Source organism: Pseudoalteromonas sp. ASV78, from assembly GCF_047806705.1.
GTDB lineage: Bacteria > Pseudomonadota > Gammaproteobacteria > Enterobacterales > Alteromonadaceae > Pseudoalteromonas > Pseudoalteromonas prydzensis_A.
On sequence record NZ_JBLOPA010000002.1, the window covers coordinates 809,136 to 828,996 of the forward strand.

The window sequence follows — 19,861 nt, forward strand, 5'->3', positions numbered from 1 at the left end:
TCAGTCTAATGTAAAGTACTCTCTTTTGAGTAAATTCAAACACACTAACAACTTTGACCTTTAACCTAGCTAACTCTCGTCTTTTTCCAATTAACCGCGACAATTACTTGTATGTACTCCCCTAAAAAGCGGATAATTGCAGCCAAATGAAAATACACTGACAAAGTCTGGCGCAAACACCTGCAAGCCTTACTTATTAGTGCGCACGAAGGTGGACCAACTCAATGGAAATTAAAGTTAATTTTCTCGATAATCTTAGATTAGAAGCTAAGTTTGACGATTTCTCAGTCATTGCGGATCAACCGATCCGTTACAAAGGCGATGGCTCTGCGCCAAGTCCATTTGACTACTTTTTAGCATCTTCAGCTCTGTGTGCTGCGTACTTTATTAAAGTGTATTGTAATGCCCGAGATATCTCGACCGATGGTATTCGTGTTGCGCAAAACAACATTGTTGATCCTGAAGATCGTTACAACCAAATTTTCCAAATTCAGGTTGAACTCCCTGAAGGTCTTTCTGAAAAAGACCGCACTGGTATCCTGCGCTCGGTGGACCGCTGTACCGTTAAGCGCGTGATTCAAACTGTGCCAGAATTTAAAATTGACGCAGTAGAAAGCTTAGATAATGACGCACAAGCGATGCTGATGGCAAAACCTGAAGGCAGCGATAACACCTTTATTTTAGGTAAAGATTTACCGCTTGAGCAAACCATTGCTGATATGACCGCGATTTTGGCCGAGTTAGGCATGAAAATTGAAATTTCATCATGGCGCAATATCGTACCAAATGTATGGTCATTGCATATTCGTGATGCGGCATCACCGATGTGTTTTACCAATGGTAAAGGCGCTAGCAAAGAAAGCGCATTATGCTCTGCCCTTGGCGAATTTATTGAACGTTTAAACTGTAACTTTTTCTACAATGACCAATTCCTTGGCGAAGAAATTGCCAATAGCGAGTTTGTGCATTACCCGAATGAAAAATGGTTTCAGCTCACCGATGATGATTCACTACCGCAAGGTATTTTAGACGACTACACGCTGAGCATTTATAACCCTGAAGGTGAACTGTGTGGCTCTCATCTTATTGACACGAATTCAGGCAATATTGAGCGCGGCATTTGCTCGATCCCGTATGTTCGCCACTCTGACGGCGAAACGGTGTATTTTCCATCAAACTTGATTGAAAACTTATTTTTAAGTAACGGTATGAGCGCCGGTAATAACTTTGCCGAAGCCAAAGTACAATGTTTATCTGAGATTTTTGAGCGTGCTGTTAAACGCCAGATTATCGAGCAAGAACTAGTACTGCCTGACGTACCAGAAGAAGTGCTTGCTAAATATCCGGGTATTGTTGCCGGTATTAAAGGCTTAGAAGAGCAAGGCTTTCCAGTAGTTGTGAAAGATGCATCCCTAGGCGGGCAATTCCCCGTGATGTGCGTAACTTTAATGAACCCGAAAACCGGTGGCGTATTTGCTTCATTTGGTGCCCACCCAAGTTTTGAAGTTGCCCTAGAGCGAAGTTTAACCGAGTTGTTACAAGGTCGCAGCTTTGAAGGTTTAAACGATGTACCTAAGCCAACCTTCAACAGCATGGCCGTATCTGAGCCTGAAAACTTTGTTGAGCACTTTATTGATTCTACCGGTAAGATCTCATGGCGTTTTTTCAGTGCGAAGCACGATTATGAGTTTGTTGAGTGGGATTTCTCAGGCACTAACGAACAAGAAACAGCCAGCTTATTCGGTATTTTAAAAGATTTAGGTAAAGAAGCCTACATTGCTGAATTTTCAGATTTAGGTACTGCGTGTCGTATTTTAGTGCCTGATTATTCAGAGGTTTACCCAGTAGAAGATTTGATCTGGGATAACACCAACAAAGCACTTAAATACCGTGAAGATATTTTAAACCTACATAGTTTAGATGAAGATCAACTTGCCGATTTAGTTGAGCGTTTAGAAGATAGCCAGCTTGATAACTACACCGACATTATTACTTTAATTGGCGTTGAGTTTGACGAAAACACGGTATGGGGTCAGTTAACCATTCTTGAACTTAAGCTGCTAATTTATTTGGCACTGGGTGATTTAGAAGCGACCATGGAACTGGTTGAGACCTTCTTGCAGTTTAACGATAACACCGTTGAACGCGGGTTATTTTATCAAGCAATGCACGCGACACTAGAAGTTGCGCTTAGTGATGATTTAGAAATTGAAGACTACATTCACAACTTCACCCGTATGTTTGGCCAACAAGTAATGGATGCAGTGGTTGGCTCAATCAATGGTGATGTGATGTTCTACGGTTTAACCCCTACCAACATGCAACTTGAAGGGTTAGAGCGTCATCAGCGTTTAATTGACAGCTATAAAAAGCTACACGCCGCGCGCGCAGCAAGAGCTAAATAAGTATTGTGCGCGCGAGGTAAACTCGCGCTTACAAGACTTGCGTAGACGCGATTTTATATTGCGCTTTTGCTCTTTATAGCGCGCAAGCAACCCATTTTATCTAAGCACCTAGCAATGGCAGGTGCTTTATTTTTTTATAGCGCAAAGCCAGCGATATACAATGCGCGAGCTCTTTACTTGGTAGCGTTTGATTGAGCTTAAACACCAAAGCACGGTTACCCTCATAAATAAACGTATCGCCATAAAGCTCTTTGAATGTTTCAATCAGTTTAGTTTTACAGTTAAAGTAAATACAAAATTGCCCAGCTGATTTTGGTTTGTGATCAAAACGAATGGTCGAGCCTATTTTTGAAATATAACTCGGTTCCCCCCACTTTAAAGTTTCTTCAAGCTCGGTGATGCCATCTTGCTTTGCAACACGGAATATAATCTCTCGAACTTCATTTAAGACAACTACAACCTGTGAAGGGTAAGTCGTAAACTTTTGTTTTACTTGCTCATCCATTTGATCACCCTTGCTTAAAAAGCATTTACTCTGATAGCTGATACCGATAATGCCCGGTAATTTTATAGCGAAACAGCACGTCTTCACGCTGCGGCCCTGCCCCTATGTTATGCACAATAAGCGGCGTTTTGTTATCTACTGCGTATGTATCTACCACGATACCAATATGTGGCAAATTACCCGGCAGCATCCATGTAACAATATCACCCGCTTTATAGGTATCAGCATTATTAGTTATAGGGAGCATTGTGCCATGGCGTTTAAAGAAGGTTTGTAAGTTTGGCACTCGGCGATGATCAATATTGCTATCGGGTTTAGTTAACCCCCATATTCTTGTTGAAGGGTACGCTGAAAAATTATCGCGCATATCTTCATGCACTAACTTTTGTAAATCGATACCCAGCGCTCGGTAGCTGCGAATAATCACATCAGTGCATACGCCAATATTGTCGGGTACATCGCCGTTTGGGTAAGCAATGCGGTGATAGGCGCCGTCATAGCGCACGTTTTGTGTTGTTCTATCATTTGCGGCGTTGACCAAGTCATCAGTAAATGAGTTGGCTAAGCTATAAAAAGCGCTTAGCAGTAGCAATATGCACACTATTTTATTCATCAAAACCTTAACTGTTTAATTTGTTCCTTTTTTATATAGTTGCACTGTGCGTACATTTTGTAAATTATTTAAAGGATAATGATCCATAAAAAACCCAAGCAAATCGCTTGGGCTTTGATCTTTTGCAACGCTTCAATGAGCTAAATTACTTTTGCAATTTAATGCCATTAAAGTGTGCTTGTAAGTCTGTTACCAATGTTTGTTTTGGTAAATCGGCAAACGGTTTGTCAGCAAATTTGCTACCACGAAGTTGTACGTTTAAACGCGCAGCTTGTGGATTTAACATTGTTTGCTGGTAGTAGTCTTTAATATCTGCAAGGGTGACTTTTTCAACTTCAGCAATTAACTTTTCTTTTGAATCAAAAGCAAAATTTTCACGATACCAATCGCCAATTAATGGGCCCATTTCATCACTGAGGTTTTTCGGCTGCTCTTTTAGCGATACCAAGGCTGCGTTTTTAAGTTGTGCGAAGGTTTCTTCACTCATGGTATCAAGCTCTACGGCGTATTGCTTTTTAAACTCCTCAAAGCGCGCTTGCATTGTTTGGGCATCTTTTACTGGCGTTTGAATAAACAAGCCAATTGCTGAATAGTCTTCAATTGGGCGCGCTAAGCCACCTACCGCATAAGCCAGTTGCTCTTCGGTACGTAATTTATCAAATGCAATAGTACTAAAGTGACCTTGTAGCACTTGCGCTTGCGCTTTTTGCTTATAGCCTGCAATCGGGTGTACGGTCATATCAATAATCGCGACATCCGCCACATCAATGTCTTTTTGCAATACGATGGTTTCACCAGGTTGCGGCAACCATGCTTTACTGCGTGCGAATTCAGTTGCTTTGTGCGCTGCTGGTAACACTGCAGTTAGCGCTTTAGCAATCGCGTCAACATCTTGCTGGTTGTAGTTACCAAACGTAAATACGCGTAGTTCGTTATTGCCAAATGTCTGCTGTTTGAGCTGCTCAAAATCGGCAATCGTTAATGTTTTAGCTGTATTTACTAATGCATCCGTATCAAAGCTACCGGTTCTGATCAGTTTTGAATATTCATCGAACGCTTGATAGAAAGGAAATTGTTTTTGTGCATTTAATAAAGCGCGTTGGTAACGATCAAGTGCTTGTGCAAAGCCTTGCTCTGTCACTTGTACATTTATGTTTTCCAGCGCCTGCGCTAGCAATAAATCCTGTTTATCTGTAAAACCGCTCATAGATAAAATAAGGCCATTACTCGCTTCAAGGCCAACACTCATACCAGCAACGGCCGCTTCAGTACTGAGTTTACTTTGTTGTAGGTTGTATAAGTCAGCCCATACTGAGTAAAGTACTTTTGCTTTTATATCCGTCAATGCATCCGGCGTATTTAAATAAACTTCAAGCAATCCTTTCGGTTGCTCGGCAAAGTTTTGACTGGCTTGACGCCATACTTTTACGCCATTTTTTTCATACACCAAGGCTGGGTGCTTTTGCTCAGCAAATTGCGCTGTTTTAATTGCAAAGCTCTCTGGTAATAAACGATTTACCGTTGGCAGTGCTAAGGCAAATTGGCTTGGTTTACTCCAGCTGGCAATCTCTGCATCGCTGATATCTTCAATACGGTATTTACCATCGTAAAAATGCAATTGCGAGTCGGTTTCTTCTTGTTTAGAGGTATACCAAATACGTAACGTATCAGCATTTAATTGCTTAAGCACTTTGTTAATGGCTGCGGCATCAAATTTAGCGTAATAATATGGCGCATTGATAGCATGATTAAGTGGATAGTCCTGCATGCTGCCAGCTAGATTACTGACATAACCGAACTCATCGCCTTTTTCCAAAAATTGAAATTCATTATTTAATGAAGTGCGAATTTCATTAAAGTATTTACTATCAACGCCTTCTTTTTTGATCAAGTCGATGTATTGCATCACTGTTGCGACAATTGTTTCGCGGTTTTTCATGCCTTCATCAGTTAATTGCACATCCACTGTCAACGCGCCATAGTTACCGTAGTGAGTTGGCGTCGCGTTGGCTGATAACTGTGATACCCAGCCTTTATCACGTAAAATTTGCGCTGGGCTGCCTTGCATTTCATTACTTAATAAATATGCTACAAAGCGGTTTGGTTTAACGGCAAATTCGTCGCTGTTATCAACAATGGTAAAATCAAGTTGTAACTGTTTTACATCTTCATTGGGGGCGTAATGTACGCGTTTACCGCCCACATTATCAAAATCTAACTGTTGGGTAACGGTTGGTTTGTCGATTTTTTTATCTTCAATATCAGCAAAATATTTTTGTGCTTTCGCTTCCATCTCGCTCAGTGGCAAGTTTGAAATCATTGCCACTTTCATAATGTTAGAAGAGTAATATTTATTATAAAAATCAACCGTCTCTTTATGTAATGAACTGCCTTCTTTATCACCGAGTGTTTCTAGATTACCGATTAAAAAACGATTTGCAGGATGATCGCCCATCATTTTACGCGCCAGTTTAAACTGACCAAAAAAGTCCATCTCGCGGCGCATTGACCATTCGGCGTTTACTGCGTTTTTCTCTTTATCTGTGTATTCTGGGTAAAGCTTAGGAGATTTAAAGAAATCAGCAAAACGATCTAGCGCTTCGTCATAAGCATCGTTATTGACTTTAAACATGTAGTTAGTGATATCAAGCCAAGTATAAGCATTGTGCGCCCCGCCGTTTTTAGTCATAAAATCAGAGTACCCTTTGGTATCAGGGTAGCGCTCAGTACCTAAAAATAACATGTGCTCTAAATAATGCGCCATCCCCTGTTGACTCATTGGATCATGTAACAAACCAACACCGACACTCAGTGCTGCAGCTGATTTTTCAGCGCTTGGATCTGAGACTAAAATTACTTCGATTTCATTTGCCAATTTAAGGGTTTTATATTGACGAGTATCATTAGGGCTAATTACCAGAGTATCTGACAATAATGCGGTTTGTTGTTGTACTGAAGTGGTTGTGGTACCACAACCACTTAATACCGCTAAGGCAATAGCGCTTAAAGTAATTATTTTTTTCATAATGAGGATAGTATCCATTAATTGTTGTCTTGTGTTTATGATCGGTAAACGAGCATAAGCTTGCAATCATTTTTCTAAATACTTTGTAACACATTGTGAATTATAAAGACAAACTGCTAGGCTTATGTCTGAATTTACTCTAACAACGAGAATCAAATGGAAAAATATCTACTGCTTGCTATGTTCGCTCAAGTCATGCTGACGTTTACAGTAATGGTGGTAATGGGTCGTCGGCGTTTTAGTGCTGCACGTAACAAAACAATTTCGATGCAAGATTTTGCTACCATGCAATTAGATAACGCAGGTGATGACGTGCATATTGCTGGTCGCAACTTTATCAATCAGTTTGAAATACCTGTATTGTTTTTTGTTGCCTGCGTAACAGGCCTACAACTCAATGCAGCAGGTTACATGTTTGTAGCTTTAGCATGGGGGTTTGTTATTTCGCGAGTAATTCACAGTATTATTCATTTAGGCAGCAATAGCGTAAAACCGCGTTATTATAGCTTTTTGCTTGGCTGTTTAGTGGTTTTAACTATGTGGGTGTTATTAGTAATGCGGGTATTTGCACTTTAAACCGTTACCTTTGCTATCGGGACATATAACCCGATAGCAAGCACATACTATTAAGCTGCACGGCGACGGTTAAAGCCCAACAAGAGTAATGGCAATAACCAGCTCATACTACCACTTGAGTTATCATCCGCATCAGGCTGAGTCGGATCGTTAATTAGGGTGTTTTCTTTCGGAGATAAATTGGCTGATGAATTTGGATCATCGTCCAGCACCACCACACTATTAATCGATACGAGATTAGTAATAGCCAACGTGGTATCTGCACTTGCACACTGTTCTTTAGTTATATTTACCACAGGAATTTCACCGCAATGCACTAACGCAGAGATCTTATCCAGCACAGCATAACTATCGGCTGTAATTTGACCAAACACGGTAAAACCGCCATTTTGCTTATCTAAGTTTGCACTATTATCTTTAAGATTAAAGAACCACTGGCTAGTCGCACTATTTGGATTTCCTCCCACTTTAGCCATAGCAACGGTGCCTTTTACATTCGACAGCACTGGCTCATTCGCAACTGCAGGTGATGTTTCAATCGCTTTAAAATCATCGGTAAATGTAAACCCGCCTCCTTGAATGATGAAGTTTTCTAGCGAACGATGGATCACGGTTTGATGATACGCTTCACTCTCAACATAGTTTAAAAAGTTCGCCACCGTTTTTGGTGTTTGTTGATCAAATAAATCAATCTTGATGGTGCCTTGCGAAGTTTGCATTTCAACCACGGTAGCATTGCTTGCAAACGCAGCGGTAGCTAACAAGCTACCCAGTAATAGTTTTTTCATTATTTTTTGTCCTGAAGAATGTTGGGGTTATGTAAATTTAATGCAAATAGTAAAGAACCAATGGACTAAATACGATAGCAAAACGTACCTTTAAACAAATCAAACCGAATTGATTACATTTAAATTACATGTGGTTACATCTTGTTGTTATTCACTCACGTTATAAATAAATTTTATTTAAAACGAAATCGTCTTAATAGCCTGATTTATTTTGTTAGTATTATTTTCAATAATAAAACACACACAACAGGATTAACTGCCATGTCTAATAATGAACAACAGATATGCGATTTCGGCTTACATCAAGGCGAGGCTTACACTAAGTTGCCAGCAAGTTTTTTGAACTGGATGGTGGGTAATAATCATGAAAAATCAGCATTGGCAGAACAAGAATTACAACGGCGTCAATTAGCCGCGACAGGAAAATTAAATTTTCAAGACGATATGAAAATAGAATAATTACGTTATTTTGCAATAAAACTAGTTTAGACTATGCGCTTAATGAACAGCAGAACACTGACAACACGGGTCACATTATGCGCATATTAACTTCACTTTTTCTATTACTAAGCATCAGTGCATGCAGTAATTATCAACCTGCTCCTAACACACACTCATCGACCGATGATGTTCACTATCTCACTATTTTACATACCAACGATAATCATGGCCGTTTTTGGCATAACGAAAAAGGTGAATACGGCATGGCTGCACGTAAAACCTTAATCGACCAGTTACGCAGTGACGCCAAGCAAAATGGTCACGCTGTATTATTACTTTCCGGTGGTGATATAAACACAGGTATTCCTGAGTCTGATCTGCAATTTGCAGAGCCTGATTTCAAAGGTATGTCGTTAATTGGTTATGATGCGATGGCAATTGGTAATCATGAATTTGACAATCCATTAAGTGTTTTAAAACAGCAACAACAATGGGCGAACTTTCCGCTGCTATCGGCAAATATTATTGATAAAGAAACTGGAAAAAATGCCTTTCAAGCGTATAAGGTATTTGAGCAGCAAGGATTAAAAATTGCGGTGATTGGTTTAACCACCACTGACACAGCTAAAATTGGTAACCCGCAGTATATCGGTGGCCTTGAATTTAAAGAGCCAGTTGCGGTGACCCAAACATTAGCTGATAAAATAAAAGCACAATACCAGCCTGATATCACCATTGCGGTAACCCACATGGGCCATTACGTCGATGCCAATTATGGTATTAATGCGCCGGGGGATGTCACCCTAGCCCGCTCTCTTGCAAAAAACACCCTTGATATGATCATCGGTGGTCACTCGCAAGAACCGGTGTGCATGGCAAGCGAGAATAAAAACGACGCTCACTTCAAACCAGGTATGGCATGCAAACCTGATCAACAAAATGGCACTTGGATCATGCAAGCCCATGAATGGGGAAAATACGTTGGTAAAGCGGAATTTAAGTTAGAAAATGGCCAACTCACTTTGCTTGACTATAAATTACTGCCGGTAAATTTATACATTCACCAGGAACAAGCAGACGGCACCACAAAACCGGTCCTCGCAAATGAGTATATTACGCCAAACCCTGAGTTAAAGGCATTTTTGGCTGATTACCAAGCCAAGGGAGCAAAACAGATTGCAGGTAAAATTGGTTATGTTGATGCAAAACTTGAGGGGGACCGCAATAAAGTTCGTTATCAACAAACCAACTTAGCGCGCGTTATTGTGCAAGCGCAAATGAATGTTGTTGGCGCCGATTTTGGTATTATCAGCGGCGGTGGCGTACGTGATAGTATTGCTGCGGGTGAAGTTAGTTATAAAGATATTTTAAAAGTTCACCCATTTAAAAACCGTATTGCGTATATGGATTGGCAAGGTCAAGAGCTTTGGGATTACCTAGAAACTGTAACTAGCTTCCCACCGGATTCTGGTGCTTACTTGCAATACCATAAACTGAGCTTTGAGCGCAGTGATAACACACTGACTAAGGTGATGATCAATGGTCAAGCACTGGATAAAAGTAAAACCTATCGCATGAGCATTAATAGCTACAATGCATCTGGCGGTGATGGTTACCCCGTGTTAGTAAAGCGTAAAGGCTTTGTCAGTACTGATGAGACAGATGCACAAGCATTAAAACGCTTCTTTATTGAAAATAGCCCAGTTAAAGCCATTGAATTTGCTCCTAAATAATCCGAGCTTACCTCACACTGTTTAAGCATTAGCAGTGTGAGGTTCTTATTCTGAACGGGCTAACTAGATTCAGGTTATTTGCCTATCACCTCTATATCATCTGCTTTGATATTCGATAACCCATAACTATGCAGCCGCGAACGCGACCCCTCACCATGTGCCTTAGGAGGGTAATATATTTCTTTCAGCTGTGAGTGTTCTATAAGTACTTCATCCAATGCAGCCCTAATTTCACTCAAGGTTTTTTCCAAACTATTGGTAAAGTTAGGCCGTTTACGAATGGTGTGACCAAGCTGAGTTAAACGGTAAAAATACTTATTCGCCAATTCAATTAACTCATCCGGCACATCTTTATTTTGATTAAGCGTCACGTCGGGGTGCTCAACGCAAAACTCGATTAAAGCCAAGTAAAAACACAATGGTTTGTTAGCAAGCACAATCGCTAATTCTTGGTTGGTATTTAATCCTAAAGTTTTATTATTTAAATCAATTCTGACAATTGAAACAATATTTTCTGCTTGCTCTGGGCTATCTTCGCTAACTGCTGATAAGGTGCTAATTTTTATGTCGCGCATTCTAATTAAAGAAACAATAAATACTGATGCCAGAACGTCCATCAATATCACCACAATAAAAAAAGCAGCGCTATAGTGATGTGCCTGTGAAAAAACCACAGTAATATTTCTACTTGGCGTGACAAGTTGAGTTGTTGCCATCCGCGCATCAACAGCCTTTATCGAAATACCATCTATCGCGATCACTTCAAGTAAGTTAATGGCTTTTAGCTGTTGGTTAAGCTGCGCTATATAATGCTTAATATCATCTTCACTACCAGAATGACTCAAAAACGCATTCGCCAAATTGATGTGCGGTAAATCTAGCGCAATGCGATTTAAAATCTGTAATTGAGCGAGTTTTTCCTGCTGCTGTGTTTGTACTGTGTTTGCCATAAAAAACACGGCTAATAAAATGCTGAATACACCGCAAAATATACTAATATATTTTTTCATTTTTGCTTACCAACAAAAAGTGCTGATTGGCCGTCACATTGCCAATAGGATTCAACATGATTAAAATATTGTGAGTTTTGCTCCTTCGATAATGACATTAATAGACCTTGTACAGCGCACAGTAGATCGGTATTTTCCGATTGCATTTTTAAAAACCAGCGACTGCCACTGATATTATCGCTGATCGGTGTGATGTAATTTTTTGAAAACAATGCTTGATCGCTCTCTTGCCAATAAGATGATATTAAATCAACACTTCCAGTTGCTAATAACGACCTTAATTCTTGATGGGAACTTGCGTAAGTAATCGTTAAGTTATCGATATTAATATCTAACTGTTTAAACATCTGTTTCGGTAGTATATGTCCAGAGCGACTAGTGGGATAATCTAATAAGCCTATACGTTTATCTAAAAAGTACTGTTTCTCAATTTTTGGTTTTTCTTTGCTCGAAATAATAAACGCAGTATAACTGGGAAAGCCAACCACTGCTTTATAGCTGTAGGTAGTTTGCGCCATAAAAGCATCCATTAAATTTTCTTTCGCAAGGATCAGATCAGCAATTCCCTTCCCTAGAAAGTCTATGGTATCTGATGATTTACTGCCCCAATAGGTCGTTACTTCGCCATATTGTTTTGCCACTACAGCATCATCACACAGTACATTTGTGACATCATTAGCCATTGATTTAATTGGTACATACACAATTAGCACATTTTGATTTGCAGCTGACGTTGTTTGGCAACGTACTGATGTGTCTACAAATGTTGGTATTTGCTCATTACCACGAGGAGCACTGACATTTCCTGCCCACCAAAACAAACTTGCAAACAGAAACAAAACTGTAACAATCGTGGTTTTTAAAGAAATTAATCGTACACAATTCAAAGTTTACTACCAGTGTTATTTATCTCCCCTCTATTTGACCAATTTAAATTACTTATTACAACAGGTAATTTTACCCAACAAAGTTAAACCATTGTTTTAAAATGAATGTTAATAAGAAATTATGAATCTTATTGAGTCCTTTCTATCTTGCTAGAAAATCAGGACAATTGATTTTAGAAATATTACTCAGTTATGAACTACAGTTTGGAAAATGACAAATGTTACAAAAAATAGGTAACTTATTAATCAGTGCGAGTAGCTTGATTTTGTTATTCACCAGTAATAATGTTTTTGCGTGGGGCCAAAATGGACACAGAATTGTTGCGCAAGTTGCCAATTCCCATTTAACACCAGCCACAATTAAAGCATTAGAGCCTTTACTTGAAGGCGAAAGCTTGCCACAAATCGCCACATGGGCTGACGAAATGCGCTCCGCACCGGGTGAATTTTGGCAAAAAAAATCATCTCGCTGGCACTATATCAATGCTGATGCTGCAACCCTAAATAATCCACATTCCCATCATGCTTCAAAAGAATCCGTCTCTAATATCCTTGATGCCCTACTGTTTAATATAGACGTGCTAAAAGATGCAAATAGCTCAATTGACGCTAAAAGGTTCAGTTTACGCTTTGTTGTACACTTAGTTGGTGACAGCCACCAACCATTTCATGCAGGTAGGAAAGACGATCGTGGTGGCAATAATATTTCTGTCACATTCTTCGGGCAGGATACCAATTTACATAGCTTGTGGGATTCAAAGCTTATCGAAAATGAAAATTTATCCTACACTGAATTTGCAGACTTTATAAATACAAATAACAAACAATTGATTGCCGAATACTTACAAAGTACGCCAGTCGAGTGGTTACAGGAATCGCATAACATAGCAAACTCTATTTATGATCAGCATGAAACGAAAATCAGCTATCAATATATCTATAAAAATATGCCAATTGTAAAAACCCGCTTACAGCAAAGCGGAATAAGACTTGCCGGATTGTTAAACGTAATTTTTGACAATTCAGCACAACCGTTAGTGAAGGCACTGAAGATGCCAGCTAATATAAATTAAAATCATTAAATTAAACATAACCTTAACACGGGAAAACAACATAATGAAAATTCAACTACGCAAAACAGCACTTTCACTCGCTATCGCAGCTTGTGTTGGCGTAAGTGGCGCAGCGTTTGCAAATGAGACGACCTCTGCAATTAAAGGTCAGATCAAAGGGCCTAACGGTAACCCTGCTGCAGGCACGAAAATTACTATCGTTCACGTTCCATCAGGTTCAACGAAACAAACTGAAACCAACGATGCTGGTTACTTCACAGCAAAAGGTCTTCGTGTTGGTGGCCCTTACAGTGTTGTAGTAGATTCTGATGTCTTTGCTGACCAATCATTTAATAACATCAACCTGCAAGTGGGTGCTGACTACCCAGTGAACGTAACACTTGAACCACAATCGAATATTGAACAAATCGTGGTGACAGGTCGCGCTATTAGCACTATGTCTGGTGGTACCGGTCCTGCGGCAACATTCACTTTAGAAGATTTAGAAAACCAACCAGCAATCAACCGTGATTTACGTGACATTATCCGTATCGACCCACGTGTGACGATTGACGATAGCCGTGGTTCAATTAACTGTGGCGGTGGTAACCCTCGTTTTAACAGCTTAACCTTAGACGGCGTTCGTATGAACGATAACTTTGGCTTAAGCTCAAACGGTTACCCAACTATACGTGCTCCGTTCTCATTTGATGCAATCGAACAAGTTGCAGTTGAGCTTGCACCTTTTGATGTGCAATATGGTGGTTTTACTTCATGTAACATCAATGCGGTAACAAAATCAGGAGGTAACGAAGTACACGGCGGCGTATTCTTCGATTACACTAATGATTCAATGAAAGGTGACAAAATCGAAGGTGAAGATGTTGATAACGGTAACTACACAGAAAAACGTTATGGCTTCAACGTTGGCTTACCATTAATTCAAGACAAGCTATTTTTATATACTTCATATGAAAAGTTAGAAGGTGTTCAACAATTTAACTATGATCCATTAGGTTCAAGCGTTTCTAATAGCGACCTTGCGCGTATCCAGCAAATTACGCAAGATGTTTACGGTTACAACGCGGGCGGCATGCCTTCTAGTTCACCAGTTGAAGATGAAAAAATCTTAGTAAAACTTGATTGGAACATCAACGATTCACACCGTGCGAATATTATCTATAACTACAACGATGGTTATACATTATCGCAATCAGATACAGGCAGCACACGCATTTCTCTTGATAGCCATTTCTATGAGCAAGGTGCTGAGTTCACATCTGTTGTAGGTTCACTTTACTCTGATTGGAGTGATAATTTCTCAACTGAAATTCGTTTAGGTAAATCAGAGTTAGATGCCCGTGTAGAGTCATTAGACGCTGCAAGTGGCTTTGGTGAGTTCCAAATAAATACCGCAGACGGTGGCCGAGTTTATATTGGTCCTGATGATTCACGCCAATCAAATGATTTAGACTACGATACCACAACAGCTAAAATCGCAGGTACTTACTATTTTGACCAACACACGATTACTGCTGGTTATGAGTATGAGAAGTTAGACGTATTCAACCAATTCGTGCAACATACTCAAGGTGAGTGGTCATTTAAGTCTATCGATGACTATGAAGCTGGTATTGCTAGTGCAATCTTCTATAACAATGCCGCTGGTACAAACGATCCAACTGATGCAGCTGCAAGTTTTTCATACTCGCAAAATACATTCTATATTCAAGACGAGTATAGCTTCACTAACTTAGATGCATCATTAACATTTGGTCTTCGCTATGATTCTTACTCAAGTGATGACAAGCCAACTTATAATGAAAACTTTACTAATCGCTATGGTTTTAGTAACCAGTCTACTTTTGATGGTATTGATTTAATTCAACCACGTGTTGGTTTTGAATGGTATGCAACAGATGCGCTAGAAGTACGTGCTGGTGTTGGCTTGTTCTCTGGCGGTAACCCAAACGTTTGGTTATCTAACTCATACTCAAATGACGGTATCACTAATATCAGTGCAAACCAGTTTGGTGCTATCGACCTATTTAACACGCCAAATGTAAATGGTGGAAAACCAGGTTTCGAAGTACCACAATCACAGTTTGACAAAGTTGCCAACACTCCAATTGGCTCAGGTGATGGTATCGTAAATGCAGTTGATCCTAACTTTGAAATTCCATCTGAGTGGAAATACTCTGTTGGTGCAACTTATACAACTGAAGATGAGTATATAATTGCACTTGATTACCTTTATACTAAAAAGCGTGATGCAGCGACTCTAATTGATCTTGCCGTACAAGATTCTGGTAAAGTGAGTTTTGATGGCCGCCCTATCTATGATGAATCTAGTGACGATCGCAGTGGTGAGCTACTATTAACGAACGTTAACGGCGATAGCGGAGACGCATCTGTTATTTCAGCAGCAATCAGCAAACGTTATGATAGCGGTGTTAGCTTCCAGTTTGCCTATGCATACACTGATTCTGATGATGTTAATCCAATGACTAGCTCAGTCGCAAGTTCAAACTATGGTAACTTAGCAACCTCAAACCCTGGTAATCCTGGTTTAGCAAGTTCTGATTATGAAATTCCACACCGCTTTACTTTAACACTTGGTTATACTAACGAGTTCTTCGATGGTTACAGCACCCGCTTTAACTTATTCGGTGAAGCGTACAAAGGTTTACCATATAGCTATTCATATAATGGCAGCGACGAAGCATTTGGTGATTACAATTCAAACGGCTCTCGCCAATTGCTGTATGTTCCTTTAGAAAACGATCCTAATGTTGTTTACAACATGACATCAGAAGAAATTGCTGAGTTTAACCAGTTTATTGGTGAAAATGGCCTTGAACGTGGTCAAATTGCTGGCCGTAATAGCCAAAACGCTGATTGGTTTGTTAAGTTTAACTTTAAAGTAACTCAAGAAATCCCAGGCTTTATGGAAGGCCATAAAGGTGAAGCGTTCTTCGTTATTGATAACTTAACGAACATGCTAAATGATGACTGGGGCGTACTTAAAAAAGGTCCTTTCGTTAGCGCTCGTATGATTGAGACTTCAATTGATGATCAAGGACGCTACGTTTACTCTAACTTCACTCCAAATAGTGCAAATACGACTATCCAGCGTAATGCCTCTGTATGGGAAATGCGTGTAGGTGTTAAATACACTTTCTAATTTGCTAAGTTAACTTTACAAATTAAAGTAATTTTAAAGCCCATCTTTTGATGGGCTTTTTGTTTTATTCAGCTAATTTACTCGTTAACTTATCTAAACAGTTAAGTAGAGTTTGATACTCAGCGTTGCTTAAAACTTCTAATAAACTTTTCTCCCACGCCAAAGCCGCTGGTGCTAATTGCTGATACAAACTTAAGCCTTGCTCACTCAGTGCTAATAATGCAGCCCGTTTATCATCAGGATTTACTACACTCATTAAATAATCTTTATCTATCAATGCCTTTATTGCCCTTGATACGGTGGACTTGTCCATTGCTGCTTGCTCGCACAATACTTTTGCGTTGCTTTGCCCAAACTGGGCTAAGTTAAACAAAATACGCCACTGTGCAACGGTTAAGTCACTTTGTTGTTGATACACAGGTGCAAACTGTTCACTCATTTTGCTCGCTAAGTTAGCCAATCGATAGGGTAAAAATGTCTCTAAATCGAGTGCCATAGCAGGATATCCTCTTAATTTACAATCACAGTTTCGCTGTTCATAAATATGTACAGTAACAAAAATCATGATGTTTGAATTTAGTCTCACTTGAGAGTATCTTACAGTAAAACATAAAGGAGTCGAGTGATGACCAGCGAATTAGAATACATGACCGGATTTGGCAATGAGTTTGAAACCGAAGCCTTGCCAGGTGCCCTGCCGATTGGCCAGTTTAGCCCACAAAAAATAAAATACGATTTATACGCTGAACAATTTAGTACCACGGCATTTACTGCGCCGCGTGCTGATAACCGCCGTACGTGGATGTACCGTATCCGCCCCTCGGTTGTGCAAGGTGATTACAGCGCCATTGATAACGGTTTAATTCGCACCGCACCAATTACCGAAATCCCGACTCCACCTACTATGCTACGTTGGAACCCGATTGATATTCCCACTACGCCAACCGATTTTATTGATGGCTTAATAACGATGGCTGCAAACGGCAGTGCCAATGGTCAAACCGGTATTGGCATTCACGTTTATGTCGCGAATAAGTCGATGACTGATCGCTTTTTTTATAATGCCGACGGTGAAATGTTGTTTGTGCCGCAGCAAGGTGAATTATTACTTAAAACCGAATGTGGTAACTTAACGGTTAAAGCGGGTGAAATTGCAGTTATTCCACGTGGTATTAAATTCCAAGTGATTTTACTTAGTGATAGCGCCCGTGGTTATATCTGTGAAAACTATGGTCATGCTTATGTGTTAGCTGAGCGTGGTCCGGTGGGCGCCAACGGCTACGCTAACGACCGCGATTTTCAATACCCGGTAGCTGCCTTTGAAGATAAAGAAGGTGAGTTTGAACTGGTTGCTAAGTTCAACGGTAATATGTTCCGCTGTGATATTGGCCATTCACCGCTGGATGTAGTTGCTTGGACAGGTAACAGCGCTCCCTATAAATATGATTTAGCTCGTTTTAATGTGATGAATACGGTCAGTTTTGATCACCCTGATCCATCAATATTTACAGTACTCACTTCACCATCAGGTACTGAAGGCGTTGCTAATATTGATTTTGCTATTTTCCCACCACGCTGGATGGTAGCAGAAAATACCTTCCGCCCACCCTATTATCACCGCAATATTATGAGTGAGTTTATGGGCTTGATTGAAGGCGTGTACGATGCCAAAGAGCACGGTTTTGTACCCGGTGGTATGAGTTTACATAATTGTATGTCACCGCATGGCCCAGAAGCCGATGTGTTTGAAAAGGCCTCAAATGCAGAACTTGCGCCACAACGCTACGAAAACACCCTCGCATTTATGTTTGAGTCGCGTTACATTATTTCGCCAACCAAGTACGCATTAGAGGGCAAACAGCGCCAACCTAACTACACTGATTGCTGGCGTACCATTAAAAAACATTACAGCGGCCCACAAGGATAATTACAGTATGAAACTTTATAGTTATTTTCGTTCATCAGCGGCATATCGGGTGCGTATTGCGCTTAATTTAAAAAATATTCAGCATGAGTTAGTAACTGTTAACTTACTAAAATCTGAGCAACAAGCACCTGCATACCTAGATAAAAACCCGCAAGGGTTATTACCTGCGCTAGAAACCGATAACGGTGTGCTGGCGCAATCTATGGCTATTTTAGAGTTCCTTGAAGAAACGTACCCAGATACCCCGCTGTTATTTGGTGATGCGTGGCAAAAAGCCCAGATCCGTAATTTATGTTATGCCATAGCCTGCGATATTCACCCTATTGATAATCTGCGGGTACTGAAGTATTTAAGCAGTGAACTTGGCGCTGACGATGACGCTAAAAATGCTTGGTATCGTCATTGGGTTGAAGTAGGTTTTGAAAAACTTGAACTGTTACTAGACAGTAGCCATCAATATTGCATAGGCGATAAACCGAGTCTTGCCGATGTCTGTTTAGTACCGCAAGTATTTAATGCTTATCGCTTTAACGTCGATATGACTGCGTATCCTAAGATAGCAGCCATTTATGAGCGCTGTAACAAGTTGGCTGCATTTATTGATGCTGCACCACAAAACCAACCGGATGCAGCCTGATATTCTCTTAGTTACCCAGCGCACTGTGGAGCACGGTTAGGTGCTCTATCAAGTCTAAGCCCAGATCCGTTAAATATCCGCCATCTGGGCTATCAATAATACCTTTATCAAATAATCGTTGTGCCGCACTTAATAAGCTTTCATCTGCGTCACTGTGTAGTTTTAGCCCCTGCATTTTGCTAGTTAATGGGAATTTTGCTAACAGTGTAAATTCGTCAATCATCGTTTGGTTAAATTGCATGTGTTCACCTTGTCTTGAAAAATTATTTTTTGTTGATTATTTACCCTAACACATTTTATTGCCAAGTCACCTTAAAACCCCTAAGGGTTGGGAGCAAATGCATTAAATTGCAACTGAAACTAGTTTAGGTATAAGCTTAGTGTAATTATTTTTTTATGCAAAGGCCGCACATGCGAATTTTAAGTATTATAGGTGTTTGTTTTATTTGTTTTATTTACTCTGTAACTAGTTTGAGTAATACGCCAAAAACAACATTGTTACTCAATCCACAACAGGCGATAGATCAACACTCAATTTGTTGGTATGAAGATAAACGCTATAGTGAAGGAGCTATTATTTTGATGGCTAACGTACGGGTGATCTGCACTGCCAAAACCCCAAGCCACAATAATAGTCCGTTGACTTGGCTAATGCTCAATGAGCAAAATGAAATTATTTACCCAAACGTGCCTAAAACAATTCGGGTTAACTAATAGATAGCACATTGGTATCAACGTCCAGTTACGCTACAATAGTGGCGACTTTTATCAAGCAACAGTGAATTATGAATCAGCAAGCAAACAACCCGTTACATGGTATTACCCTTGAACAAATAGTAGTAAAACTCGAGCAAACACTCGGCTGGAGAGCAATGGGTGAGCACGTTGATATTCGCTGTTTTAAATCGGATCCGAGCGTTAAATCAAGCCTTAAGTTTTTACGCAAAACGCCTTGGGCACGTGCTAAGGTCGAGCAGTTATACTTAGATAACTGCGTAGATACACAGCCACAAAACAGCGGTTTTGTATGGCCTAGTATTAAAAAGAAATAACAGTCGTTGCGCGTTATTACGTATAA

18 protein-coding genes are annotated in these 19,861 nt (G+C 40.0%); 10 read left to right on the forward strand and 8 right to left on the reverse strand.

From position 1 onward, the window contains the following. Positions 1-224 precede the first annotated feature (224 nt). Entirely contained in the window at positions 225-2,405 is a 2,181-nt protein-coding gene (locus ACMVDV_RS21460; RefSeq protein WP_416159598.1) for an OsmC domain/YcaO domain-containing protein, read from the forward strand. 100 nt (positions 2,406-2,505) lie between these two features. On the opposite strand, the gene ACMVDV_RS21465 is transcribed toward ACMVDV_RS21460, so the two are convergent. The 3 genes from ACMVDV_RS21465 to ACMVDV_RS21475 all read right to left on the reverse strand — a co-directional run bounded on the left by ACMVDV_RS21465 (position 2,506) and on the right by ACMVDV_RS21475 (position 6,548). After that, on the reverse strand, positions 2,506-2,910 hold the full coding sequence (locus ACMVDV_RS21465) for a DUF1801 domain-containing protein (RefSeq protein ID WP_416159599.1): 405 nt from the start codon (positions 2,908-2,910) through the stop codon (positions 2,506-2,508). 25 nt (positions 2,911-2,935) lie between these two features. Continuing rightward, complete coding sequence (locus ACMVDV_RS21470) at positions 2,936-3,523, reverse strand: DUF1287 domain-containing protein (protein WP_416159600.1); 588 nt, start codon at positions 3,521-3,523, stop codon at positions 2,936-2,938. 145 nt (positions 3,524-3,668) lie between these two features. Next, complete coding sequence (locus tag ACMVDV_RS21475) at positions 3,669-6,548, reverse strand: insulinase family protein (protein WP_416159601.1); 2,880 nt, start codon at positions 6,546-6,548, stop codon at positions 3,669-3,671. Positions 6,549-6,704: 156 nt separating this feature from the next. Here ACMVDV_RS21475 and ACMVDV_RS21480 point away from each other — a divergent pair, with 156 nt between their 5' ends. Continuing rightward, a complete protein-coding gene (locus tag ACMVDV_RS21480; protein ID WP_304180451.1) occupies positions 6,705-7,124 on the forward strand; it encodes an MAPEG family protein in 420 nt (139 codons plus the stop codon). A gap of 50 nt (positions 7,125-7,174) precedes the next feature. Here ACMVDV_RS21480 and ACMVDV_RS21485 read toward each other — a convergent pair whose 3' ends face one another. After that, the gene (locus ACMVDV_RS21485) at positions 7,175-7,912 is read right to left on the reverse strand and encodes a peptidylprolyl isomerase (protein WP_416159602.1); all 738 of its coding nucleotides are present in this window, start codon (positions 7,910-7,912) and stop codon (positions 7,175-7,177) included. Positions 7,913-8,173: 261 nt separating this feature from the next. Between ACMVDV_RS21485 and ACMVDV_RS21490 the strand changes: the two genes are divergently transcribed. Next, positions 8,174-8,371: a hypothetical protein gene (locus tag ACMVDV_RS21490; RefSeq protein ID WP_304180448.1), complete on the forward strand. Its 198-nt coding sequence runs from the start codon at positions 8,174-8,176 to the stop codon at positions 8,369-8,371. A gap of 77 nt (positions 8,372-8,448) precedes the next feature. Next, entirely contained in the window at positions 8,449-10,086 is a 1,638-nt protein-coding gene (gene ushA, locus ACMVDV_RS21495; RefSeq protein ID WP_416159603.1) for a bifunctional UDP-sugar hydrolase/5'-nucleotidase UshA, read from the forward strand. Between the two features lie 74 nt (positions 10,087-10,160). On the opposite strand, the gene ACMVDV_RS21500 is transcribed toward ushA, so the two are convergent. Both ACMVDV_RS21500 and ACMVDV_RS21505 read right to left on the reverse strand, forming a co-directional pair. Then, positions 10,161-11,096, reverse strand: a complete 936-nt coding sequence (locus tag ACMVDV_RS21500; protein ID WP_416159604.1) for a hypothetical protein — start codon at positions 11,094-11,096, stop codon at positions 10,161-10,163. Beyond that, entirely contained in the window at positions 11,093-11,983 is an 891-nt protein-coding gene (locus ACMVDV_RS21505; protein WP_416159605.1) for a hypothetical protein, read from the reverse strand. The genes ACMVDV_RS21500 and ACMVDV_RS21505 overlap by 4 nt, the downstream gene beginning before the upstream one ends. A 218-nt stretch (positions 11,984-12,201) precedes the next feature. Between ACMVDV_RS21505 and ACMVDV_RS21510 the strand changes: the two genes are divergently transcribed. Further along, positions 12,202-13,056: a S1/P1 nuclease gene (locus ACMVDV_RS21510; protein WP_416159606.1), complete on the forward strand. Its 855-nt coding sequence runs from the start codon at positions 12,202-12,204 to the stop codon at positions 13,054-13,056. Positions 13,057-13,099: 43 nt separating this feature from the next. Next, positions 13,100-16,219, forward strand: coding sequence for a TonB-dependent receptor (locus tag ACMVDV_RS21515; RefSeq protein ID WP_416159607.1), 3,120 nt, complete (start codon positions 13,100-13,102; stop codon positions 16,217-16,219). Between the two features lie 64 nt (positions 16,220-16,283). Here ACMVDV_RS21515 and ACMVDV_RS21520 read toward each other — a convergent pair whose 3' ends face one another. Next, positions 16,284-16,715 (reverse strand): MarR family winged helix-turn-helix transcriptional regulator, encoded by a 432-nt coding sequence (locus ACMVDV_RS21520; RefSeq protein ID WP_416159608.1) that lies wholly within the window; start codon positions 16,713-16,715, stop codon positions 16,284-16,286. 129 nt (positions 16,716-16,844) lie between these two features. Here ACMVDV_RS21520 and hmgA point away from each other — a divergent pair, with 129 nt between their 5' ends. Together hmgA and maiA are read left to right on the forward strand one after the other, a co-directional pair. After that, complete coding sequence (hmgA, locus tag ACMVDV_RS21525; protein WP_416159609.1) at positions 16,845-18,146, forward strand: homogentisate 1,2-dioxygenase; 1,302 nt, start codon at positions 16,845-16,847, stop codon at positions 18,144-18,146. 7 nt (positions 18,147-18,153) lie between these two features. Further along, the gene (gene maiA, locus ACMVDV_RS21530; RefSeq protein ID WP_416159610.1) at positions 18,154-18,783 is read left to right on the forward strand and encodes a maleylacetoacetate isomerase; all 630 of its coding nucleotides are present in this window, start codon (positions 18,154-18,156) and stop codon (positions 18,781-18,783) included. 7 nt (positions 18,784-18,790) lie between these two features. On the opposite strand, the gene ACMVDV_RS21535 is transcribed toward maiA, so the two are convergent. Further along, positions 18,791-19,024, reverse strand: coding sequence for a TIGR02647 family protein (locus ACMVDV_RS21535; protein ID WP_283709046.1), 234 nt, complete (start codon positions 19,022-19,024; stop codon positions 18,791-18,793). Between the two features lie 170 nt (positions 19,025-19,194). On the opposite strand from ACMVDV_RS21535, the gene ACMVDV_RS21540 reads away from it, so the two are divergent. Further along, complete coding sequence (locus tag ACMVDV_RS21540) at positions 19,195-19,497, forward strand: DUF1496 domain-containing protein (protein ID WP_416159611.1); 303 nt, start codon at positions 19,195-19,197, stop codon at positions 19,495-19,497. Between the two features lie 71 nt (positions 19,498-19,568). Continuing rightward, on the forward strand, positions 19,569-19,835 hold the full coding sequence (locus ACMVDV_RS21545) for a VF530 family protein (RefSeq protein WP_304180432.1): 267 nt from the start codon (positions 19,569-19,571) through the stop codon (positions 19,833-19,835). The last annotated feature ends 26 nt before the right edge of the window (positions 19,836-19,861 follow it).